The 24,119-nt window shown below is 31.6% G+C and carries 28 protein-coding genes; all 28 read left to right on the plus strand.

Going from position 1 to position 24,119, the window contains the following annotated elements; all coding sequences use genetic code 11:
* The first annotated feature begins 169 nt into the window (after positions 1–169).
* The 28 genes from P3X86_RS11405 (at position 170) to mgsA (ending at position 24,107) form a co-directional block, all read left to right on the plus strand.
* Positions 170–1,816 (plus strand): sensor domain-containing diguanylate cyclase, encoded by a 1,647-nt coding sequence (locus tag P3X86_RS11405; protein WP_483292817.1) that lies wholly within the window; start codon positions 170–172, stop codon positions 1,814–1,816.
* A 27-nt stretch (positions 1,817–1,843) separates the two neighbouring features.
* Positions 1,844–2,335: a hypothetical protein gene (locus P3X86_RS11410; protein WP_483292818.1), complete on the plus strand. Its 492-nt coding sequence runs from the start codon at positions 1,844–1,846 to the stop codon at positions 2,333–2,335.
* Between the two features lie 313 nt (positions 2,336–2,648).
* Positions 2,649–3,521: an SPOR domain-containing protein gene (locus P3X86_RS11415; protein WP_483292819.1), complete on the plus strand. Its 873-nt coding sequence runs from the start codon at positions 2,649–2,651 to the stop codon at positions 3,519–3,521.
* A 108-nt stretch (positions 3,522–3,629) separates the two neighbouring features.
* On the plus strand, positions 3,630–3,989 hold the full coding sequence (locus tag P3X86_RS11420) for a DRTGG domain-containing protein (RefSeq protein ID WP_483292820.1): 360 nt from the start codon (positions 3,630–3,632) through the stop codon (positions 3,987–3,989).
* A 15-nt stretch (positions 3,990–4,004) separates the two neighbouring features.
* A complete protein-coding gene (locus P3X86_RS11425) occupies positions 4,005–4,442 on the plus strand; it encodes an ATP-binding protein (protein ID WP_483292821.1) in 438 nt (145 codons plus the stop codon).
* Positions 4,443–4,488: 46 nt separating this feature from the next.
* Complete coding sequence (locus P3X86_RS11430) at positions 4,489–5,748, plus strand: [Fe-Fe] hydrogenase large subunit C-terminal domain-containing protein (RefSeq protein ID WP_483292822.1); 1,260 nt, start codon at positions 4,489–4,491, stop codon at positions 5,746–5,748.
* A gap of 47 nt (positions 5,749–5,795) precedes the next feature.
* Positions 5,796–6,125, plus strand: a complete 330-nt coding sequence (locus P3X86_RS11435) for a DRTGG domain-containing protein (RefSeq protein ID WP_483292823.1) — start codon at positions 5,796–5,798, stop codon at positions 6,123–6,125.
* A 2-nt stretch (positions 6,126–6,127) separates the two neighbouring features.
* Complete coding sequence (locus tag P3X86_RS11440; protein ID WP_483292824.1) at positions 6,128–6,838, plus strand: PHP domain-containing protein; 711 nt, start codon at positions 6,128–6,130, stop codon at positions 6,836–6,838.
* A gap of 1 nt (position 6,839) precedes the next feature.
* Complete coding sequence (locus tag P3X86_RS11445) at positions 6,840–7,394, plus strand: ATP-binding protein (protein ID WP_483292825.1); 555 nt, start codon at positions 6,840–6,842, stop codon at positions 7,392–7,394.
* 256 nt (positions 7,395–7,650) lie between these two features.
* The gene (gene rsxC / locus P3X86_RS11450) at positions 7,651–8,979 is read left to right on the plus strand and encodes an electron transport complex subunit RsxC (RefSeq protein WP_483292826.1); all 1,329 of its coding nucleotides are present in this window, start codon (positions 7,651–7,653) and stop codon (positions 8,977–8,979) included.
* 11 nt (positions 8,980–8,990) lie between these two features.
* A complete protein-coding gene (locus P3X86_RS11455) occupies positions 8,991–9,938 on the plus strand; it encodes an RnfABCDGE type electron transport complex subunit D (RefSeq protein ID WP_483292827.1) in 948 nt (315 codons plus the stop codon).
* Complete coding sequence (locus P3X86_RS11460; protein ID WP_483292828.1) at positions 9,931–10,488, plus strand: RnfABCDGE type electron transport complex subunit G; 558 nt, start codon at positions 9,931–9,933, stop codon at positions 10,486–10,488. The genes P3X86_RS11455 and P3X86_RS11460 overlap by 8 nt, the downstream gene beginning before the upstream one ends.
* A 25-nt stretch (positions 10,489–10,513) precedes the next feature.
* On the plus strand, positions 10,514–11,116 hold the full coding sequence (gene rsxE, locus P3X86_RS11465; RefSeq protein ID WP_483292829.1) for an electron transport complex subunit RsxE: 603 nt from the start codon (positions 10,514–10,516) through the stop codon (positions 11,114–11,116).
* A gap of 13 nt (positions 11,117–11,129) precedes the next feature.
* On the plus strand, positions 11,130–11,702 hold the full coding sequence (rsxA, locus tag P3X86_RS11470; RefSeq protein ID WP_483292830.1) for an electron transport complex subunit RsxA: 573 nt from the start codon (positions 11,130–11,132) through the stop codon (positions 11,700–11,702).
* Between the two features lie 13 nt (positions 11,703–11,715).
* Entirely contained in the window at positions 11,716–12,699 is a 984-nt protein-coding gene (gene rnfB / locus P3X86_RS11475) for an RnfABCDGE type electron transport complex subunit B (protein WP_483292831.1), read from the plus strand.
* 169 nt (positions 12,700–12,868) lie between these two features.
* Positions 12,869–13,147 carry a metal-sensing transcriptional repressor gene (locus P3X86_RS11480; RefSeq protein ID WP_483292832.1) on the plus strand — a complete coding sequence of 93 codons (279 nt, stop codon included), beginning with the start codon at positions 12,869–12,871 and terminating at the stop codon, positions 13,145–13,147.
* Positions 13,148–13,277: 130 nt separating this feature from the next.
* A complete protein-coding gene (locus P3X86_RS11485) occupies positions 13,278–13,406 on the plus strand; it encodes a hypothetical protein (RefSeq protein WP_483292833.1) in 129 nt (42 codons plus the stop codon).
* Between the two features lie 715 nt (positions 13,407–14,121).
* On the plus strand, positions 14,122–14,373 hold the full coding sequence (locus P3X86_RS11490) for a DUF4321 domain-containing protein (protein ID WP_483292834.1): 252 nt from the start codon (positions 14,122–14,124) through the stop codon (positions 14,371–14,373).
* An 8-nt stretch (positions 14,374–14,381) separates the two neighbouring features.
* Positions 14,382–14,960: a Maf family protein gene (locus P3X86_RS11495; protein ID WP_483292835.1), complete on the plus strand. Its 579-nt coding sequence runs from the start codon at positions 14,382–14,384 to the stop codon at positions 14,958–14,960.
* A 114-nt stretch (positions 14,961–15,074) separates the two neighbouring features.
* The gene (gene radC, locus P3X86_RS11500) at positions 15,075–15,770 is read left to right on the plus strand and encodes a RadC family protein (protein ID WP_483292836.1); all 696 of its coding nucleotides are present in this window, start codon (positions 15,075–15,077) and stop codon (positions 15,768–15,770) included.
* A gap of 28 nt (positions 15,771–15,798) precedes the next feature.
* Positions 15,799–16,872 carry a rod shape-determining protein gene (locus P3X86_RS11505; RefSeq protein WP_483292837.1) on the plus strand — a complete coding sequence of 358 codons (1,074 nt, stop codon included), beginning with the start codon at positions 15,799–15,801 and terminating at the stop codon, positions 16,870–16,872.
* A gap of 14 nt (positions 16,873–16,886) precedes the next feature.
* Complete coding sequence (gene mreC / locus P3X86_RS11510) at positions 16,887–17,741, plus strand: rod shape-determining protein MreC (RefSeq protein ID WP_483292838.1); 855 nt, start codon at positions 16,887–16,889, stop codon at positions 17,739–17,741.
* 1 nt (position 17,742) lies between these two features.
* A complete protein-coding gene (gene mreD, locus P3X86_RS11515) occupies positions 17,743–18,252 on the plus strand; it encodes a rod shape-determining protein MreD (protein WP_483292839.1) in 510 nt (169 codons plus the stop codon).
* Positions 18,253–18,257: 5 nt separating this feature from the next.
* The gene (locus tag P3X86_RS11520) at positions 18,258–21,638 is read left to right on the plus strand and encodes a penicillin-binding transpeptidase domain-containing protein (RefSeq protein WP_483292840.1); all 3,381 of its coding nucleotides are present in this window, start codon (positions 18,258–18,260) and stop codon (positions 21,636–21,638) included.
* A 186-nt stretch (positions 21,639–21,824) separates the two neighbouring features.
* Complete coding sequence (gene minC, locus P3X86_RS11525; RefSeq protein ID WP_483292841.1) at positions 21,825–22,445, plus strand: septum site-determining protein MinC; 621 nt, start codon at positions 21,825–21,827, stop codon at positions 22,443–22,445.
* An 11-nt stretch (positions 22,446–22,456) separates the two neighbouring features.
* A complete protein-coding gene (gene minD, locus P3X86_RS11530; protein WP_483292842.1) occupies positions 22,457–23,251 on the plus strand; it encodes a septum site-determining protein MinD in 795 nt (264 codons plus the stop codon).
* A 13-nt stretch (positions 23,252–23,264) separates the two neighbouring features.
* The gene (gene minE, locus P3X86_RS11535) at positions 23,265–23,552 is read left to right on the plus strand and encodes a cell division topological specificity factor MinE (protein ID WP_483292843.1); all 288 of its coding nucleotides are present in this window, start codon (positions 23,265–23,267) and stop codon (positions 23,550–23,552) included.
* Between the two features lie 159 nt (positions 23,553–23,711).
* Positions 23,712–24,107, plus strand: coding sequence for a methylglyoxal synthase (mgsA, locus tag P3X86_RS11540; RefSeq protein ID WP_483292844.1), 396 nt, complete (start codon positions 23,712–23,714; stop codon positions 24,105–24,107).
* Positions 24,108–24,119 lie beyond the last annotated feature (12 nt).

Genomic DNA, 24,119 nt, shown 5'->3' on the forward strand with positions numbered 1-24,119 from the left:
TATTATATACTAAAATCAACAAACCGTCTAAAATTTATAAAAATCATTTTTACTACAAAATATTAATTATATCATATATTTGAAGTAAAATAATTAGGTATTTGGGAGGATTTTTTATAAAAATAATAGAATACTTTCATAAAATATTAAACTGGGAGAATGAATTAGTATGAAGCTAAAGAATGTTTGGAAAGTATATTACTGCGCTATAAGTATTATTGGATTTGTATTCTTAACAATTCATGCAAGCAGCGGTTTTACATATAGACAAATAGAGATTATAATCCTTTTTAGTATACTCAGTTTATTACAAAGCAAAACAAACTTTAATGTAGATAGATTAATACTTGAGCTTGATTTGATTCTAGTTATTACTATATACAATGTTTCTAGTTTTACATATGCACTATGGATATATGTTGTTTATGCGATGATAGAGAGTATTGTGTTGCTATCGAAAAAGGTGATAGTTATTTATAAGTTATCATCAGCGTGTGTTATTATAACTATATCACATTATCTTAGTCAAATAGTGTCTATAAATTTAGGTAAAGTTGTAGGTATGTTGCTTTTCACAGAGTTAGTTATAGTATTAAAATGGACAGCGATATACATTGAAAATAAGGCTGTATATAAAACTTCAAGGAAACAATATGAAAATGTAGTATATAAAATAGTATTAAACATATATGTATTTGCTATAAGTGGTAGCATGTATTTACTATATGATAGAATGCAAGCAAAAGGATTGTTTATAGGGATACTAATAACATTGTTTGTGTCATATTGTACTAATTTTACTTTTGGGCTTAAAAAACACAATGATGACTTAACTATTGTAAGTGAAATAGCTGCAGCGATGGCATCCAAGTTGGATTTAAATGAAACATTAAATAATATAGTAAATGGTATTTATGACATGCTTGACTGTGAATTTTGTGGGATATATGAGTATGATGCTAAAGAAAATAAATTTAACTTAAGAGATTACAAGATGTCAAACTTACAAGTGCTAAACGATAATGAGGTAGAGATAGATAAAATGTTTAATTGCAATGTTAATGATATCGTCAAAAATAAAAAGAGTCTAATTGTTAAAGATATGGCAAAAAAGACGTTAGCTACTAACTCAAGCTTTTCAGTGTATTTCAAATCAGTGATTTATGAACCTTTAATATTAGCCAATGATTATTTAGGTTGTATTATAATAGCGAGCAACACTAAAAAATATTATAACAAAGAACAATTAAAAGTAGCTGATATGCTTAATAGTCATGCAGTAATAGCATTTAAAAATGCTAAAATATATAAAAAGGTTAAAAATGAATCTATTATAGATAAACTTACAGGTCTGTATAATCAGAAACAATTTTTTGCAAAGTTAGAAAACATAGATTATAATAAATCTAAAAACATAACTAGTCTTATAATATTTGATATAGATAAATTTAAAAATATAAACGATACTTATGGACATCAAACTGGGGACAAGATACTAAAGGATGTATCAAGTGCAATAAAATCTAATATAAGAAATATTGACACAGTATATAGATATGGTGGCGAAGAATTTACGGTTATTTTACCTAATACTAACCAAAATGATGCATTCAAAATTGCAGACAGAATAAGAGAAATAATAAACAATAAACCATTCTTTAGCTGTGATGGAAAAAGGATAGATGTAACGATTAGCGGTGGTATCTCAGAATATCCTAGTATAGCAGATAGCTCAGCAAAACTTTTATCATATGCAGATAGAGCATTATATGTTGGCGCAAAGCAAAAGGGCAGAAATAGGGTATCAAAATATTAAAAATAAAATAGAGGGGATGGGGATATAATGAAAAAAATCAATGAGCTTAAAGCAGATATTAATGAGGTGGTAGTTTATCAGATGCCACAATTAAAATTGATTGGTAAAGAGATGCGTAGTGGAGGGGTACTTGGGAATAGAGCTCCTGAACTATGGCAAATATCAATAGATGATGGCTCACTAGATGTAATAAAACAACTTCCAAAGATTATTCCAGATGCAATATTAGGATGGACAGGAAACTATACTAAAGAAGATGAAACATATTCTTATATTGTAGGAGCACTTGTGCCAATGAATACTATTGTACCAAAGGGTTTTGCTTTTCGTATAATACCTGAGACATTAGTCGCAAAAGGTATATACGACCAAGGATTTTCAATGGTAGAGGTTTATAAGAAAATGGGATATACACAAAATTACGAGCTGTATGGATGGAATGCAGAACTCTATTTTGAAACAGACTATGATAAAACTAAGTGGACCAATATAACACCTGTTAAAAAAATTGAATATTAATAATATAAAAGGTTTGTTCGTTGTATTGATGAAACAAGCTTTTTTATTTTATGGTGTTGCTTTTATTAGTGGGAAATAACTTATAAAGCTCCAATGCTGATATTTTCTTCTCAAAACTATAAAATGACCAGTATTTTACAATGTTGTTTTATATTTTTCTATCAAATATGCAAGTTATTTAATCAAATATATGCTATAATTTTATTAAAACATAATATTTATGTATATTCGTACTCCGAAAAAAATACTATTAAATATAAATAGTATTTCCTTAGATTTGAAGACGATAAGGAAAAAGTAGGAGGGTGAAGTAATGTTTCAAAACAGATTTAAAGACAATGGCAAGGACAAGCTGACTAATTTTGTAGTTTTTTTCATTATAGCTCCGTTGGTTTCAATAACATTTGCTTATTTTGCAGTGAACCATTTTATTATGCCAAAGCTAGAAAATAAAGCGGAGACAATCAACCAAAGTTTGCAAGAAAATCAAGATAAGGATGAGGATGTAACAACAAGTTTTCCAGCTCCACAGCCAGAAGAAACACAAGATGGGCAGGATATAAAAAACTACAGTCAAGAGTGTAAATTTAAAAATGTAGATTTCTTTAGTGTACAAGTAGGTAGTTTTAGTAGCTTAGAAAATGCAAAAATATTTCTTGAACAAATGAAAGATAACTTAGTATCTGGGTTTATAGTTAAAGTTGAAGAAAGCTATAAAGTATATTCAGGAGTTTTTACTGACAGAAATGATGCAAATACTCATAAAGATAAAGTAAAAGAAAAGTATACAGATGCATTTATAAGCTCTAATCTTATAAACGGAGGAGTTATCAAATACACAGAAAAACAACAGCCACAGATAAAGCAGTTGGTAGAGATAATAGATAGCTTAAAAACTTCATATGAACAAGAGAGTAAGATATGGCTGGGGTCATCTGAAACAAAAGACATAGAAGAAGTTACATTAAGTATACAGGACAACAATAAATCAATAAAAGAAAAGATTTCAAAAATTAATATAGAAATTAAACATGATATATTTAATAGTGTAAAAGATCAAATTTTAAAGAATATAGAAAATAGACAAAAACTTGCCGATTCAAAAGATAGTATTGAATTTGTGAGTTTGTATAACCAATACAATAAATGTATGGTTGATTATTTAAATATCATAAAATTGAATTAAATTAAGCCTTATTGATTTAGTGCTATTATCTAAAATTAAGGCAAACATAATTTAGAAGGGAAGGTGAGATCGTTACTGTGTCAACCCGATTTTGAGTAGACAAGAGTAATGGTTATCAATATGAGGATTAGGGATATTAAAGATATTTTGGATGCCGAAGTTTTAACTGGTGAGAATATGCTTGACAAAGAAGTTTCTTATGCTTTTGGTGCTGATTTGATGAGTGATGTGTTAGCTTATGTTGATGGTGAAACACTTTTATTAACAGGCTTAACTAATCCACAAGTTATTAGAACAGCTGAAATGAGTGATGTTTTTGCTATAATCTTTGTACGTGGCAAAAAACCTACGCCAGAGATACTAGAGCTAGCCAAAATGAACGAATTGATATTACTAAAGACAGACCATATTTTATATACAGCTTGTGGCAAGCTTTACGAGCAGGGATTAAAAGGGCTAAAAATATAGAAAGGATTGACTTTTGTGGATAGTGAATCAGGCTTAATAGTATTAGAATACGATATTATACAAAATGATTTTTCTGTAGCTGGAGAAGCTTCTAGTAACTTAAAAAAAGTTTTAAAACAATTAGGTATCCCCCATCAAATAATACGAAGAGTAGCTATTGCTGCATATGAAGCTGAAATAAATATAGTAATACATTCAAATGGTGGGAAAATTATTGCGAAGATAAGTCCCGAAGATATAGAATTGATTGCAAAAGATAATGGACCGGGAATAAAAGATTTAAAGTTAGCTATGACAGAAGGGTATTCGACAGCCTCAAATAAAGTCCGAGAAATGGGATTTGGAGCAGGAATGGGATTGCCAAATATTAAGAGATGTTCTGATGAATTTAACTTAAAATCAGATAGCAGTGGAACTCAGGTAACAATAAAGATTAATTTTTTTAGTGAATAATATGATAGGTTAGGATATATTACAAAATAGTGGGTGAGTGATACGTATGAGCAAATATTTTCATTCTGTTATTCTAGATAGTGACAAATGTACAGGGTGTACAAACTGTATGCAAAAATGTCCTACTCAGGCATTAAGGGTGAAAGATAAAAAAGCTATAATATTAGATGAAAGATGTATAGATTGTGGGAATTGTATCATCGCATGTCCTTTTCATGCTCAAAAGGCAGCTACAGATGGATTAGAGAAGTTAGAGAAATTTAAATTTAATATTGCTGTACCATCAATGACTTTATACGGTCAATTTATGTCTACAGTAGATATGGATGTCATCTCCCAAAGTATAAAGGACTTAGGTTTTGACTTTGTGTATGATGAAGCAATAGGTGCTGATTTAGCTAAGATAATAATAGAAAATTATCTAAAAAGAAACGGCGATAAAACTCGTCCTCTAATATCATCACATTGTCCGTCAATAACTAGATTAATCCAAAGCAAGTTTCCCGCTTTGATGAATAATATAGTAAAAATAGAATCGCCAATGGAGATTTCAGCAAGACTAGCTAAGCTTAAAATTAAAGAAAAATATGGTTATGAATTTGATGAAATAGGTGTGTTTTATATTACTCCATGTCCAGCAAAAATGACAAGTATAAATAACCCAATAGGAATAAAGAAATCCTATGTAGATGGTGCTATTTCAATAAACGAAGTGTATCTTAATATATATAAAAACATAAAAAGTAATGCAAATAAAGAAATAGAAAGTTTTATGAGTGGATCAAAAGAAAGTTTGAAATGGGCTATATCGGGAGGGCAAAGCGAAGCATTAGACGTTTCAAATTATATAGTGGTTGATGGAATAGAGAATGCTCAAAGAATATTTGAAAAGATAGAGTTAGGTAAGTTGAATAATGTGGAATATGTAGAAGCATTAGCCTGTACAGGAGGATGTGTTGGTGGTGCATTAAATGTAGAAAATCCATTTATAGCGCAAAATAATATTAGAAGGATATCAAAAGATAACAAAGCTAATATTACAATAAATGAAAAGTACGCAATAGATTTATGCGATGCTGGATTTTTATGTTGGACAGAAGAGTTAAAATCTAAAGATGTAGATGAATTATCATCTGATATTAGGACAGCCTTTAAAAAGATAGAAAAAATAAACAAGCTAGTAAAGCTCCTTCCAGGACTTGACTGTGGCTCATGTGGCTCTCCGACTTGTCAGGCATTTGCAGAAGATGTTGTAAACGGTATATCAAGTATAGATTTCTGTGTATTCAATAAAAATCATGATTAAAGAAAACGTTTAAATAAAAACAATGAAAAATAATAGGAGGAGTGGAAATGAAGCTTTTAGATGTAGTAAATAAACTTGGATTAGAAGAAGTGGTTAATGCCACAGACGATAAAACAGTAGAAGATGTTTATATAGGGGATCTGTTAAGCATAGTTATGTCAAAAGCAAAAGAAAACGATATATGGATAACAATACAAACTCATGCAAATGTAATAGCTGTAGCATCGTTAGTTGGAATAAGTGCTGTGATAGTTGTTGAGGGTATGAAAATCGACGAAGAAACAATAGTTAAAGCAAAAGATATGGATATACCAATTTATAAAACGGGAAAAAGTGCTTATGAGATAGCTTGTCAAATAAATTCATTTGGTATATAGATATGAAATTATACTATGATTTGCATATGCATTCGTCACTATCTCCATGCGGCTGTGATGACATGACACCAAATAATATAGTTAACATGGCATGTATAAAAGAGTTAGACGTTATAGCAGTTACAGATCACAACACTATGCTCAATGTTCCATCAGTTATAGAAGTGGCTAAAGACAAAGATATATTAGTCTTGCCAGGTATAGAGGTTACAACAAAAGAGGACATACATGTCCTTTGTTATTTTAAAGATATTAATAAAGGGCTGGTATTTCAAGATATTATATATGATAGTTTGCCAGATATAAAGAACAATGAACTAATTTTTGGAGAACAGTTGTTGATGGATAGTAAAGACAATATAACAGGAAAGATTGACAAATTACTACTAAACTCATCTAGCTACAATATCAACGAAATATGTAAATTAGTAAAAGAGTACTATGGAATAATGATACCAGCGCATGTAAATAAAAGTACAAATAGTATACTTTCTAACTTAGGATTTATACCTAATGAATTAAAATTAAAGACTATAGAAAAAAATTGTGACCATCACAAGAGCATTTGTGATATAATAAATGGCGATATGTACAATGTTATAACTAATTCAGATGCGCATTATCTTAAAGATATTAGCGAACCAGTTAATTTTATAGAAGTTAAAAATAGAACTTTAGAATATGTTTTTAATTATTTATGTAGAGGTGTATAATATGAAAGAATTATCGCTCCACATACTAGATATTGCAGAAAACTCAGTTAGAGCAGATGCTGATTTAATAAAAATAAATATTAATGAAGATACAAAAAAAGATTTATTTACAATTATTATAGAAGATAACGGAAAAGGAATGGACGAGGAAACTATTAAGATAGTAGAAGATCCTTTTTACACTACCAGAACCACTAGAAAGGTAGGAATGGGAATATCATTGTTAAAAGTGGCAGCTATAAGATGTGAGGGAAGCTTTAAAATTACTTCAGAATTAAAAATTGGAACTAAAGTAGTATGCTCATTTAAAAATAGTCATATAGATAGAGCACCACTGGGTAATATAGCAGAAACAATAATAGCTTTAATCAATAAAAGTGAGAAGCTTGATATAATATATACTCATAGAGTAGATGATAAAGTTTTTGAATTCAACACTAGAGAAATAGCTAAAATGCTTGATGGAGTAAGTCTTAATAATCCCGATGTATTGATGTGGCTTATAGATTATATAAAAGAAAATGTAAATTCTATCCACAGTATGTTAAATACGTAACTATATTTTACAATAGTAAGATGAAGTGTTATAATAACAATGTTAAACATTTTTAATTAATATTACTTAATTAAGACATATTTGAAATAGTATCTATATAAACGGTTTTGAAAGGAATGGGGAGTTAATTTAAAGTCTCTGTGGTGAAATCTTAGTTGATTTTACTTTTGATTGTTCATATAGTTTACTGTTTTTTTATGTTCAAACTAAGTTGATATATACTTTTAGTATAATTTAATATAAAGAGGTGAAAAGAATGAGTCAAAAATGTGTTACTTTCAAAGGCGGGATACATCCACCACATTTCAAAAAAATGACAGAGAAACTGCCAATTGAAAGAGCAGCAGAGCCTAGTCAAGTCATAATTCCGATGCACCAACATATAGGAGCACCATGTGAACCTATAGTTAAAGCTGGTGATATAGTAAAAGTAGGACAAAAGATAGGCGAGGCAAAAGCGTTTGTATCAGCACCTATACATTCCAGTATAGCTGGAAAAGTTAAGAAGGTTGCAGAGATGGACAGCCCTACAGGAAGATCAGTTTCAGTAATTATAGAATCTGATGGGACAAACGAAATATGTGATACAGTTAAACCAAAAGGAAACTTTGAGGATCTCTCAAAAGAAGAAATTATCAGTATTATAAAAGAAGGCGGTATAACAGGTTTGGGAGGAGCAGGATTTCCTACTCACGTAAAACTATCGGTACCACCAGATAAAAACATTGATTGTGTTATATTAAATGGTGCTGAGTGTGAGCCTTATCTTACTGCTGACCATAGGTTAATGTTAGAAAGTCCAGAGAAGGTTATATTTGGATTAAAGATATTAATGAAGGCAGTTGGAGTTGAAAAAGGGTATATTGGCGTTGAGAACAACAAAATGGACGCAGTAGATGCTCTTAAAAAAGCAGCTAGTTCAGAAAAAGGTATAGAAATAGTAGTATTACAAGTAAAATATCCTCAAGGGGATGAAAAAAGATTAATAAACGCGGCAACAGGAAGAGAAGTACCTAATGGTGGTCTTCCAATGGATGTTGGAGTTGTAGTAAATAACGTAGGAACTGCAGCAGCTATATACGATTTATTTAAGACAGGGATGCCATTAATAGAAAGAATATGTACAGTTACAGGGAGTGCTGTAAAAGACCCTAAAAATTTACTTATAAAAGTAGGTACTCCTTTTAAAGATATAATAGAGCAATGTGGAGGATACAAAGAAGAGGTTGGTAAGATTATAATGGGTGGCCCTATGATGGGACTAGCTCAGTTTACAGATGAAATCCCAGCAATAAAAGGGACTTCGGGTATATTATTGTTGAACAAAGAAGATGCAACGTTGCCAGAACCTCAAGCTTGCATTAGATGTGGGAAATGTGTAGAAATTTGTCCTGTAAATCTACAACCGTTAATGATAAGTAAGTTATCATTAAAAGGGATGTACGATTTAGCAGAAGAATATCATGCAATGGCATGTATAGCATGTGGATCATGTTCTTATATTTGTCCGTCTAAGAGACCGTTAGTAGAAGCTATTAAAGTAGCGAAAAATGAGATCATAGCTAAAAGAAGAGCTAGAGGGTAGGAGGTATAAAAATGGATAAGCTTCTAATAGGTTCATCAGCACCTCACTTGAGGTCAAATGAAACTATACAAAGCGTAATGCTAGATGTAATAATAGCATTATTACCAGCTACTATAGCAGGAATTTATTTTTTCAGATTTAATGCTGCAAAATTAATTATTCTAGCTGTAGTATCAGCAGTTGCAACTGAATATATAATACAAAAATTAACTAAGAAACCAGTTACGATAAATGATTTAAGTGCAGTAGTTACAGGATTGTTGCTAGCATTTAACATACCGGCTTCAGCACCTTGGTGGATACCGGTTGTAGGGTCAGCATTTGCTATAGCTATAGTAAAAATGGCGTTTGGTGGACTTGGAAACAACTTTATGAATCCTGCATTAGGTGCTAGAGCAATGTTACTTGCGTCATGGCCAGTAATAATGACAAGTTGGGTTACTCCAGGAGCTGATGCTGTTTCAACAGCTACACCACTTGCGATAATGAAGGGAGCAGAATCATCTGGACAAGCATTACCAACACTTACCAACATGCTTCTAGGTAATATTGGGGGATGTATAGGAGAAACATCAGCAATATTACTTATATTAGGTGGGTTATATTTATTGTACAGAAAAGTAATCAATTGGAGAATACCAACAATATATATAGGAACTGTAGCAATATTGACATTTGCTTTAGATGGTGGACTTACTTCAATGACATATCATCTATTAGCAGGGGGATTAATGATAGGAGCATTCTTTATGGCAACTGATTATTCCTCATCACCTATAACACCGAAAGGACAAATTATATTTGCACTTGGCTGTGGTGTGTTAACGAGCGTTATAAGACTATATGGTGGATATCCTGAGGGTGTATCATATTCTATATTATTAATGAACGTTGCTACTCCTATTATAGATAAATTTACAAGTCCAAAAGTATTTGGTGAGGTGAAGAAGAATGCGTGAGACGATTAAATTAGGGGTAATACTTTTAATCATAACATCTGTAGCAGCAGTAGTATTAGGATTTACAAATGATTTGACTAAAGGCAAAATAGAGGAAGTAGAGGCGGCTATTAGTGAAGAAGCTAGAAGAGAAGTATTACCAGCTGATAAATTTGAACAATTAAAGTTAAGTGTAGACGATGCTAGAATACTAAGTGTATACAAAGGACTTTCTAGTTCAGGAGAAGTAGTTGGGTACGCTATAGCTACATCCACAAACGGATATAGTCCAAACTTAGAGATGATAACAGGTATTTCAATAGAAGGCAAAGTTACTGGCATCAAAGTAACAAAGCATCAAGAAACACCAGGTTTAGGTGCTAATGCAGAAAATAAAGAATTTACAAATAAATTTATAGACAAGAGTATCGACGAAGAGATTGTAGTAGTAAAAACCGCCCCACAAAATCCAAATGAAGTACAAGCATTAACAGGTGCTACAATGACTTCAAATGGAGTAAGAGACGGAGTGAATCTTGCAATCGGATTATTTAACTCTGAGTTAAAATAGGGCTTATAATAGTGGAGGTGAAAAAATGAGCATTTTTAAAAGTTTTAAGAATGGAATAATAAAGGAAAATCCCATATTTGTTCAGTTAATGGGTATGTGCCCAACACTAGCAGTAACAACATCAGCAGAAAATGGTTTAGGAATGGGTTTAGCTTCAACAGCAGTTTTAATAGGCTCTAACTTGTTTATTTCTGCACTAAGAAAGGTCATACCAGATAAGATTCGTATACCAGCATTTATCGTAATTATTGCGACATTTGTTACATTGATTGACATGTTCATGCACGCATACGCAAGTGCATTATATAAACAACTTGGATTATTTATACCATTGATAGTTGTAAACTGTATCATACTTTCAAGAGCAGAGTCATTTGCATCTAAGAATAAGATAGTACCTTCAATAGCAGATGGTTTAGGGATGGGTCTAGGCTTTACTCTAGCATTAACAATATTAGGAGCAGTGAGAGAGATATTAGGGGCTGGATCAATTTTTGGTTTTTCATTGTTTGGTCAAAGCTTTAAACCAGCCATAATAATGATACTTCCTCCGGGAGCTTTCCTTGCACTTGGTTTGTTGATTGGTCTATTGAACGTTATAAAATCAAAGAAAGCTAAAAAGGCATAGAGGAGGTTAAAATATGGATTTTTTCAAAATATTTATAGGTACTCTTCTTGTTAATAACTTTGTACTATCAAAGTTCTTAGGAATATGTCCATTTCTTGGTGTTTCTAAAAAAGTAGAAACAGCAACAGGAATGAGTATGGCAGTTACATTTGTTATGATAGTATCGTCTATTATAACATATTTACTACAAATAGCAGTATTAGAGCCGTTAGGTATACAATATTTACAGACTATTGCATTTATATTAGTAATAGCTTCACTAGTGCAATTTGTTGAGATGTTTGTTAAGAAATCAAGTCCTACGCTTTATGAGTCATTAGGAGTATATTTACCACTTATAACTACTAACTGTGCAGTACTTGGACTTGCTATAATGAATATACAAGAAAAATACTCGCTAGGTGGATTGATTGTGAATTCAGTAGCAGCATCACTTAGTTTTTCTCTTGCAATAATATTATTTGCAGGAATAAGAGAGCGAATAGATTTATCTGATACGCCAGGGGCGTTAGCAGGGTTTCCTATTGCATTAATATCAGCAGGATTAATGGCAATAGCATTCTTAGGATTTACAGGTTTAGTGTAGGAGGTGGAAAAGTATGGATATAGTAAATAGTATAGTATACCCAGCTATTACACTAGGTGGACTAGGGATACTATTTGGTGTAGGCTTAGGGGTAGCATCTAAAAAATTTGCAGTAGAAGTAGACCCAAAGGTAGAGGCAATTAGATCAGTACTTCCAGGCGCTAACTGTGGAGCATGTGGATATCCAGGATGTGATGGGTTTGCAGCTGCAGTAGCTGCAGGCAAAGCACCTGCAAATGGTTGTCCAGTTGGAGGGGCTTCATGTGCAGAGAAAGTAGCTGGAATAATGGGAGTAAATGCGCAGGCAGGAGTAAAAATGGTTGCAAGAGTCATCTGTAACGGAACAGAGTGCAATGCAAAAGAGAAGTTTGAATATGCAGGCGTAAAAGATTGTAAAGCTGCTTCTATGGTATCAGGAGGATCAAAAGCTTGTCAGTATGGTTGTCTAGGTTTAGGAAGCTGTGTAAATGTATGTGATTTTGATGCAATAACAATAGTTGACGGTATAGCTCACATAGATAAAGAAAAATGTACAGCTTGTGGCAAGTGCTTAAAGGCATGTCCAAAAGCAGTTATAGAATTAGTTCCATATAACCAAGAAGTATTTGTTGATTGTAACAGCAAACAATTCGGTAAAGATGTGAAGACAAAGTGTCAAGTGGGCTGTATTGGTTGTCAAATATGTGTGAAAGCATGTCCGTTTGATGCCATGACGTTTGAAGACAAGCTTGCTAAGATTGATTATGATAAATGTACAAACTGTATGGTATGTGCAGAGAAATGTCCAACAGGAGCAATATATGCACAGCTGGATAAAAGAAAAAAAGCAGAGATAGAAGAAGATAAGTGTGTAGGGTGTACAATATGTGCTAAGAAATGTCCAGTAGGAGCTATAGAAGGAGAATTAAAAAAAGCTCATACAGTAGATAAAGACAAATGTATTGGATGCGGAGTTTGTGAAGAAAAGTGTCCAAAAGATGCTATAAACATGAAATAATAATAATTAAATTTCGAGCATTGGTTATGTCAAACTGTGCTCGAAATTTTTTATTATAATGTTAATGTTGTTAGTAAAGCGCAAATGTTCATTAATGCTTAGAATCCTGACATAAATAGCGCAGTTTTATATTAATGTACATAGCCCTAGAGGTTTAAGGAGGACGTATATGGATACGTGTAAAAACTGTAGAAAAATAAATAATCGAATAAATAAAATTATAGGCCAGCTTAATGCAGTAAACAAGATGGTAGGTAGTGAAGATGTTTCTTGCGAAGAAATTCTAATACAACTTAACGCTGTAAAAAGTGCTGTTCACAAAGTTGGTCAAGTTATATTAGAAAACCACTTAAAACACTGCGTCAATTTAGGCTTAAAAAACGGAGATGGTGATGAAATTCTTGTAACTTTCTCAAAAGCTATTGAACAATTTTCAAGAATGACATAACAATAATAGTAAAAGAGAGTAATTAAAAGTGACCTTTTTTTATTGACACATTATACCCCGGGGGGGTATAATGTAATCATACTTTTAATATAGTATTGTTATATAGAAAACTATAAAGGAGGGTTAGCACATGTGTAAATCTAAAGATGACAAAAAAAATGGATGTGGCTGCGGGTGTTCAGATAATAAGGAGCATATTAATAAAGAAAAAGAACAAGAAGTAAAAAAATCTGATTGCGGATGTGGCTGCGGAAACTAACATTAGTTTTACAATATAAATAATAAAGTATTAGATATTTGATTTGAAGGGGCTGTGGTATGCCCCGTTTTTATTTGCATTGTGGTTGTATTTGATTAAACTAAAGTCATATATATACTTAGTTGTTGTTTCTTTTCCACACCTAATATGTACTAAACCATAAACCCTTTATTTTTAAATCTACACTTTCATAAACATAATTACCATTTTCATAATATGTATCTAACAGAAACATCATTCATGTTCATGCAAGTCAGCGTAAAAATACAAATGCTAAAAGAAATACAAAACAAATAAAACAATAATAAAATCTTCTCATCAGATTTAACTTCCTTTTATTAAGCATATACGTTGTAATAAAAACATATAAAAAAAAGCAAGTAAAGAAAAATATGAGAATAACAATAAAAAGATACAAAATAAAAATTGTTTTACATTAAGCAAAACTTTCTTGTAAATTAATAATCAAAATGATAAACTTGTATTGTATGGCTTTGTATGCATAAGTCTTAAATAAATAATGCTTAATCAAAGCTATTACTTATATAAAAATAATTAAGAATTTGTTTCATTATTACTATATAAAATGGTAGAATAATATAGTATAGATTTTTAGTTATTGTACTTAATAAAGAGTTTATCACAATAATAATTTCTTACTTGAGCTAACAAAGTTTCTTTAGCTGTAGGCATTAACTTAAGGAGGAAAACGAAGTTGAAAAGTAGAGCTGGAAATACAGGAGTACTTATTGTATTATTAATTGTGGGACTACTTATTGGAGGAGTTATTGGAGATTTTTTTAGTGACAAGGTTGAAATCTTAGGCAAAAATTATACTGTCGGAACTAATGCACCAGTAGTTCTAAATTTAAGGGTAATTACATTGACATTTGGATTAGTAATCAGTATAAATTTAGCTAGTATAATAGGCATAGTTATTGCTATTATAGTATACAGAAAGTTGTAGGTGATTATATGAAAAGATTAATTCTTGCATCATCTTCACCAAGAAGACTAGAAATATTGTCTAAATTTGACATTGACATAAAAGTAATAGCCAGTGACATAGAGGAACATGTAAGCGAGGATGAAAAGCCTCATATAGTAGTAATGTCACTTGCCATGCAAAAAGCCTTAGATGTACTAAGTAAAACTGACAGCTTAGATATAGTAGTTGGGGCAGATACAATAGTGTATAATGGACATAAATTAGGGAAACCTAAAAGTAAAGAAGAGGCCTATGACATGTTAAGAAGGTTATCAGGTAAAAAACACAGCGTATACACTGGGTTAGCAGTGCTAGGGCCTGAAGATACTAAAATAGTAGATTATGTTGAAACTAAAGTAGAGTTTAAAAATGTAAGCGATGAAGACATACAAAGTTACTTAAGAAGAGATGAATATAGAGATAAAGCTGGAAGTTATGCTATACAAGGGTTAAGCTCGATATTTGTAAAAAGAATAGAAGGTTCATATTCAAACGTAGTTGGGCTACCTATCTCTATGTTAGATGATATTTTAAAGCAATATTTTAAATTTGAACTATTGAGCTAGAATAAGAGTGTATATTACATAAACATATAAAAGGGTTACTTGATTGATAGAGAACTTGACATATTTTGGAGCATGAAATTGAGCAATCACTTAAAATAAAATGGAGATTAGCTTATGAATGGATATGTGAAATATGCAATTAAAGATTTGCCTGTTAGTGAAAGACCTAGAGAGAAACTTTATAAATATGGATGTAATAATCTATCAAATTCAGAGCTTATAGCAATTATAATTAGAACAGGTAGCAAGAAAAAATCTGCACTGGATTTAGCACAGAGCATACTTGCTTTAGATGAAGTAGGACTAGCCTTTCTAAATGATTGCTCATTGCAAGAATTGACAAGTATAGAAGGTGTAGGGGAGTGCAAAGCAGCACAAATACTGGCTTCTATAGAACTTGGCAAAAGGGTGATTTCCTATCAGAACGAATATAAACACAAAGTTTGTGCACCTATTGATATCGCTAGGATATTAATGGAGGATATGAGGCACCTAAAAAAAGAACATTTTAAAGTAGTGTTATTGGACACAAAAAATCAAATAATAAGCATGGAAAAAATATCAATAGGAGATCTAAGTTCATCAATAGTCCATCCTAGAGAGGTCTTTAAGATGGCAATAAAAAAAAGTAGTGCTTCAATAATATTGGTTCATAATCATCCAAGTGGAGATCCAAGACCAAGTAAAGAAGACATAAGTATTACAGAAAGATTGATAGAATGTGGCAAGATTTTAGGGATAAATGTATTAGACCATGTAATAATAGGAAATAAAAAATATATTAGTTTTAAAGAAAAAGGTTTATTGTAGGATAAGCATAAGGAGGAGCAGAAATATAATGGGATTATTTAATTTTTTCTCTAAAGATATGGGGATAGATTTAGGTACAGCAAACACGTTAGTATACGTGAAAGGAAAAGGTATAGTAGTTAGAGAACCATCAGTAGTTGCTGTAAAAACTAAAACAAATGAGGTACTAGAAGTTGGATTAGAAGCAAAAAAAATGATAGGTAGAACACCAGGAAGTATAGTTGCTATAAAACCTATGAAGGATGGGGTTATAGCTGATTTTGATGTAACTCAAAATATGATAAAGCATTTCATTAAAAAGGCAACTCAAAAGAGTGCATTTGTACAACCAAGAGTTGTTGTCTGTGTTCCATCAGGAGTAACAGAGGTTGAGAAGAGAGCAGTAGAGGAAGCAGCACACCAAGCTGGCGCAAGAGAAGCATACCTTATAGAAGAGCCTATGGCGGCTGCTATAGGAGCTAATTTACCTGTTCAAGAACCTACAGGAAGCATGGTAGTAGATATAGGTGGAGGAACAACAGAAGTTGCTATAATATCTCTAGGAGGTATAGTAACAAGCAAATCCATCAGGGTAGGAGGAAATGAATTAGATGAGTCAATAATCCAATTCATAAAGAAGAATTTTAACTTGATGATTGGTGAAAGAACTGCTGAAGAGATAAAAACTAAAATAGGAACAGCTATATTATCTAAGTCAAAATTAGATAAATTTGACGTAGAAGGAAAATTGATAATAGATAGAAAAGATTCTATGAATATAAAAGGTAGAGATTTAATTTCAGGACTTCCAAAAAATTTAGAAATAACTTCGAAAGAAATATATCAAGCTTTAAAAGAACCAGTTGCTAGTATAATAGATGCTGTAAAATATACTTTAGAAAAAACACCTCCTGAGCTTGCTGCAGATATTATGGAAATAGGTATAATGCTAACAGGTGGAGGAGCTATGCTTCATGGATTAGATAAACTCATCTGTAAGGAAACAGGTATGCCAGTAAATATAGCAGAAGATCCATTAGATTGTGTTGTATTAGGAACAGGTAAAGCAGTTGAAGATATCGACATGCTTAGAAAGGTTTTAACTAACACTAGAAAAGGCTAGGTTGGTGATTGATAATGAAGATATTTAGAAAATATAAAAACAGAATGATAGTAGCAAGTGTTACTATCATTCTACTTATTATTATAATAATAACCTCTGGTAATAAATATCAGGGTACGTCATTTAAAGGTTTTATAGGAAGAATAGTAACACCGATTCAAGGATTTTTGTACAATACTAGTAAATCAGTGACGAATACGTTTAGTTCTATAGCTAATTTCTCTCAAACTAAGCAAGAAAATCAGAGGTTAAAAAAAGAAATAGCTAAACTAGAAGAAGAAAATAGAATAATGAATGATTTGATTAGTAGAATGGACGCATTAAAAAATGAATATGAATTAAAAAAGCAAGAAAAATTTAGATGTGTAGATGCTAGAGTAGTTAATAAAGATTCTGGAAATTGGTTTAATAGATTTGTTATAAATAAAGGTACAAATGATGGTTTAAAAAAAGGTGATGCTGTAATATGTGCAGTGAAATTAGATGGAGATATAGTAAAAGCAGGATTAGTAGGAAGAATAGTTGAAGTACAGAGTACATGGTCAAAAGTACTAACTATTATAGATAAGGGTAGTAATGCTAGCTTTAAAGTAATAAGAACACAAGACAATGGTATAGTATCTGGAGAATTAAAGCAAAAGCTAGACGGGATACTTTTTGATTATAAATCAGACGTTGTCAAAGGAGACAAGTTGGTCACATCAGGAATGGGTAAAATATATATTCCAGATTTGTATATTGGAGAAATAGTAGAAATACATAAAGATAATGATGATTTAATTAAGAAAATAGAAGTTATTTCACCAATAGATTTTAAAAATATTAATAATGTTATGGTGGTTACAAGTAAAGCACCAAGGGGGCAGTAAATTGAAAGGGTTTGTTATTGGAGTAGTGGTATTTTTGTCTTTTTTATTACAGACAACAATTTTAAATCATTTTGCTATATATGGCGTTATGCCTAATTTGTGTTTAGTTATAATCATATGCTTTTCACTACTTAAAGGGAGCATAAAAGGAGCTACAATAGGTATAGTTATAGGGTTTCTATATGATATCATATTTGGCAATGCACTAGGAGTAACAGCACTTATATATTTTTGGATAGGTTACTTTAGTGGTATGTTTAATAAAAAAGTTTTTACTAGCACGACACTGACTCCATTTGTTTTTACAGCAGTAGCTACACTTATGTTTAATCTATATCAGCTTTTGTACTTCTATTTTAGTAATTATAAAACAGATACACTAAAGCATTTTAGTAGTATAGTTGTTATAGAAACCATATACAATGCAGTATTAAGTATCTTTATATTTAAGATAATTTCTGGTATCATAAAAACTCCAAATCTTAGATTTATGAGGAAACGAAGGAGTTGATTTAATTGAAAATAATTGAAAAGATAAAAAATAGATATACCATTATGTTAAGTTTTGTTATAGTTGTTTTTGTAATAATGGTATTAAAATTAGCAGATTTAACATTAGTTAAAGGTGAAGAATATAAAGAAAAAGCGGATTCGATGAGGGTACAGGAGATTCCAATAAGACCAGCTAGAGGTGAGATAAGAGATAGGTATGGAAGATTAATGGCAGGAAATAGACCAACATTTACTGTGCAAATAATCAAGGATCAAGTTAGTAGTACAGAGAGGAATAAAACAGCTCTTAATCTACTTAGAATATTAGATGATGAAGGAGAAGAGTACATTAATGAGTTTCCTATCGTACTAAATACTATATCTTATTCGGGACCTAATTTAGAAGGAAAAGATCCATACGAAGAAATTGCTGATATAATGATAACAAATAATTTAATAGACAATCTTTTAAACAAATACGAAGTAAACAAAAACGGTGAGTTTACATTCTTTGCAGCAAAAAGGGCAGTACTAGCTATAGCAGAAAAAAACGAGCAGATACCTATTGTATTTAGTCTATCACAAGACAAGAAAGTTCAAATTGAATTTGATACATCTAAGGATGTACAACAATGGAAGTCTAAATACAATATTCCTACAGAGCTAGGTGCAAAGGATTCTATAGCATATAGATTAAAAAATGATAAAAAGAAGTTAAGATATATGTTAAAACATCCAATTGTTTCAGAAATGGTATTTGAACTATTATTGCAAAAAGGTTTAAGTGCTAATTTTAAATTTGATGAGTATAAGTTCACATACGATGAGGACTATGAGAAGATAAAAAGAAAATTGATGAAACAGTTTCCGAGCGTAACAATGAAGACTAGCGCTACAGAGGACTTTATAAATATTGCTGTAGAAAGTGGAGCATTGAAAGCATATTTGAGTAAGATAATAATTAGCGAAGAGGATGGAAAAGAGAGTGAATTCATACCGGCGAAAGTATTATTTGACTTACTTACTAAAAGCAATGTAAATGTCCCAATTATGTATGAGATAGCTGACAATCAGATTATTTTTAAGTACACAAACGATAGCGATAAAGCTAAGTTTAATTCAAAATATGGATTTGTTGATTTAGAGCCAATAGATGCACTTATACATATAGGACTAAATGCAGAGTGTAAAATAATTGATAAAGAAGAAAAAGAATATAAGATAAACGTATTAGAAGCATTTATCAAAGATGAGCGCAATTCATACAATATGCAAAAAGAGATACTAACTACAGGTATTAATCCTAAAATATCTATCACTGAATGGCAATACGTGCCATTGAAAGAAAAGAATCAATGGATTACTGTATATAAATCAGCTAATATAAAAGAAGGACAAAGCGTAAAAGAAATGTTTCAGAAATTAAGAACTAAGTATAATATAGATAAAGATTTTAAAGACTTAAATGATTATGAGGCTAGATATATATTTTCTATAGCGCAACAGCTAGGTAGAAAAGTATATACTGCGTATCAGCCTGTTAATATTGCATATGAAGTAAAAGATTCAACCTATGCTAGAATAATGGAAAACAATACAGATCTACCTGGAGTTAAAGTGTCTATAGATCCAACTAGATTTTACCCTATGGGAAAAACAGCAGCACATGTATTGGGCTATTTAGGAAAGATATCTCAAAAAAAAGAGATAGAGAAATATAATGCAGAGTTAGGTTATTTTCCAGATGATATAATAGGAAAAACGGGTATAGAACAGAAGTTTGAGACATTATTTAAAGGTAAAAATGGATACAGAAAGATGGAGGTAGATGTTGGAGGTAATACAATTAACGTCTTAGAGGAAAAACAGCCTAAGCCAGGAAATAATCTGTTTTTGTCAATAGATTCTAAGTTGCAAAAGGTTACCGAAGAGTCACTTAAGCAAGCATTGGAGCAGATACAGATTGCAGGAGAATATAAGAGTAAATGGGGTAATTATAAATACAAACCAGAAAAAGATGGTAGATTACTTAAAAATGCTACATCAGCAGCAGCGGTAGCTATAGATGTAAAAACGGGACAGGTGTTAGCATTAGCTAACTATCCAGCGTATGATCCTAACTTATTTGTAACAGGTATATCTAATGAGGATTACGATAGCTTAAAGCCAGAAAATGATGATGATCCACTAGCACCTAGACCTCTATATAACATATCATTAATGACAGCTATACAACCAGGATCAGTATTTAAAATGATTACAGGGTTAGCAGTATTGGAAAAAGGGATAAGCCCTAATCTGACAGTCAATTCCCTTGGTTATGTAGAGCTTGGAACGCAGAGATATGGATGTTGGCTTTGGAATACAAGAAGGGCCGTACATGGACCAACGAATTTGTATAAAGCTATAAAAGATTCTTGTAACTTTTACTTTTATACTATGGCAGCTGGAGAGAATTTGAGAACTGGCAGGAGAATAGGCAGAAGAATAGAACAGCAAGATATACTTGATGTTGCAACAAAGTTTGGTTTAAATGAGAAAACTGGAATAGAAATAGATATACCGGAAGAGACGGTTAAAGGTGTTCCTTCATCAAAGAAAGAACTAACCAAAACATCACTCAGAAGGTTCTTAAAAAGAAGCCTTATGGACTATAAGAAGGATGATATTACAATAACAGATGAAGAACTACAGGAAAAAATAAATGAGATTGTGAGCTGGGTTGATGATGCTGAAAATCTAACAGGTAAAAAGGTTTATGCTAAGTTAAAAGCGCTGGGATTTGAACCTGGTAGAAAGATTGGTGGAAGTAGAAATAGTTTAAATGATTTGGTGACGTACACTTATCTTTACCAAGCCAGATGGAAGCTAGGAGATACCTTTAATATAGCAATAGGACAAGGTCAAAATGCGTACACACCTATACAGATTGCTAATTATATGGCTACGTTAGCGAATGGTGGTAACAAATATGATGTTAGTGTAGTCAATAAGATTGAAGACATCAATGGTAATGTTGTTTTGTCAAAAGAAAATAAAGAGTCTACAAAAGTTAAGCTAAAAGATGATAGATATATAGACTATGTAAAAAAGGGTATGAATATGGCTGCTACAGATGGTACGGCAAGATCTATATTTAAAAATTTTCCAGTACAAGTAGGTGTTAAAACTGGTACAGCTGAGCAAGATGGTAAAAATCCAGCAACTAAAGAGAAATACGATGATTATTCTTGGTTTGTTGCATTTGCACCGTATGATGATCCACAAATAGCAGTAGCTACAGTAGTGTTCCAAGGAGGCCATGGAGGTTTCTCAGGCCCAATAGCAAAAGATATAATCGCGCAGTATCTTGGTTTGAATAACGAAGAAGATAATATAAGTTTGAAGACAAGACTAGCTGAATAATTTTAGTTAGTCTTTTAGATAAAAGCGATAATTTGGCAAAATAGCCCAAAAAACTTAAAAATATGACTAAATTCAATCAAAAATATAGTAATTTATACCTAAACGATACTTTTCAATAACCACTAGAAGGAATTAAGTTTTAGTCTGAAGAATAATACTAGTGTAGTGTTTTATAGGAGGGTAAAAATGAGCCTTGTTACATTTAAGGGAAATAAAGAAGGTCTTAGTATACATATAAAAGACGGTGAATTAAATCAAATAATTAAAGAACTTGATGAAAAGCTAGGTAAAAGCAAGAATTTTTTTAAAGGAAGTAAAGTTACTAAAATCCTAGGAAGAAAACTTACAAAAGAAGAACAAGAAGAGATAGAGTGTGTGGTAACTAATAAATATGGTATTGATATAGATTTAATAGATGAAACGAATATACAGCAGAAAATATACAGCAAAAACATCGATGAAGGTATGACTAAATTCGTAAGGACAACTATAAGGTCAGGACAGACTATTGAGTATGATGGGAATTTAGTTATATTAGGAGATGTCAATTCAGGCTCTGTTGTTCTAGCAAGTGGAAATATTGTAGTATTAGGTACATTAAGAGGAACAGCCCATGCTGGATGTCATGGAAATAGAGGTGCAATAATAGCATGTAATCATCTGTATTCATCACAACTTAGAATAGCAGATGTAATAGCTAGGAGTCCTGACAATAAAGACAATAAAATAAAATGGGCAGCAATGGCGAGTATAAAAGAAGACGTGTTAATCATACAGCCATGTTTACAGAAGAATATCTTATTATAGGAGGTTAAATTGTGGGAGAAGCATTAGTGATAACATCAGGCAAAGGTGGAGTTGGTAAAACAACAACAACAGCTAATATAGGGACAGGCCTCGCAATGCATGGCAAAAAAGTAGTTGTAGTAGATGCAGATATAGGACTAAGAAATTTAGATGTTGTTATGGGATTAGAAAATAGAATAGTTTATAATATAGTAGATGTAGTTGAGAAAAACTGTAGATTAAAGCAAGCATTAATAAGAGATAAAAGGCATGAAGGGTTGTTTTTATTACCAGCAGCACAAACTAAAGACAAAACTGCAATATCTCCTGAGCAAATGCAAGTATTAGTAGAAGAACTAAAGGAAATGTTTGACTTTGTAATCATAGATTGTCCAGCAGGAATAGAACAAGGGTTTAAAAATGCGGTTGCTGGAGCAGATAGAGCATTTATAGTAACTACACCAGAGATATCTGCAGTAAGAGATGCTGACAGAATAATAGGATTATTAGAAGCAAAAGGCTTGCACAATCCAAAATTAATTGTGAACAGAATAAGGCATGAGATGGTTGTGCGTGGTGATATGATGAACATAGAAGACATGATAGATATATTAGCTATAGATTTAATAGGAATAGTGCCAGATGACGAAGCAATAGTAATATCTACTAATAAAGGTGAGCCAGTAGTTACAGATCAGAGTGCTCTATCAGGTAAGGCATATAGTAATATATCAAGAAGAATAATGGGCGAGGAAGTAGAGTATATAAACTTAGAGGTAAAAAGAGGAATGTTTTATAAACTAAGAATGAAATTATTTGGAAGTTAAAGGAGGTATTTAGATGGGTTTTACAAGTTTATTTGGTAAAGGTAATAGTAATAGTAAGAATGTCGCAAAAGAAAGATTAAGGCTTGTACTAATTCATGACAGAACTAATATTTCTCCTAAATTTCTTGATATGTTGAAGGGAGATATAATAAAAGTTATTTCTGACTACATGGTAATAGACGAAGAGAAGTTAGATATTCAAGTTACTAGAAAAAGAAATGATGAAGAAGGCGAAATAAAGTCATCAGCTCTCATAGCTAACATACCAATAATAAAAATGAAAGAAGGTTCTATGGATTAGAATTAATATGAAAAGGCTGATTTAGGATTTCCCTAAACAGCCCTTTTATATTTTAAATTTAAATAAATATTAGTAAGAAGCAATAAAATGTGATAAAATATTTTAGAGAAAGTTTACATAAACGCGTACGAAGAATACACCAATAAATGGGGGTAAAATATGAATATAGCACTTATTGCACATGACAAGAAAAAAAATGATATGGTTAATTTTGCTGTAGCCTTTAAAGATATCCTTGCTAAGCACAATTTGTTTACTACAGGAACGACAGGTAAAAGAATAATTGAAGCTACGAGTTTAAAACTACATAGATTTTTATCGGGTCCACTTGGAGGAGACCAGCAAATAGGCAGTAAAGTAGCCGATAATGATATAGATTTGATTATATTTTTAAGAGACCCATTAACAGCACAACCACACGAACCAGATATCTTAGCTTTAATGAGACTATGTGATGTGCATAATATACCAGTGGCTACAAATCTAGGAACAGCAGAAGTGCTAATAAAGGCTTTAGAGCGAGGAGAATTAGACTGGAGAAATGCAACTGAATAATTATTATTGAAA

This window comes from Abyssisolibacter sp. ZYX002 (genome assembly GCF_056892235.1).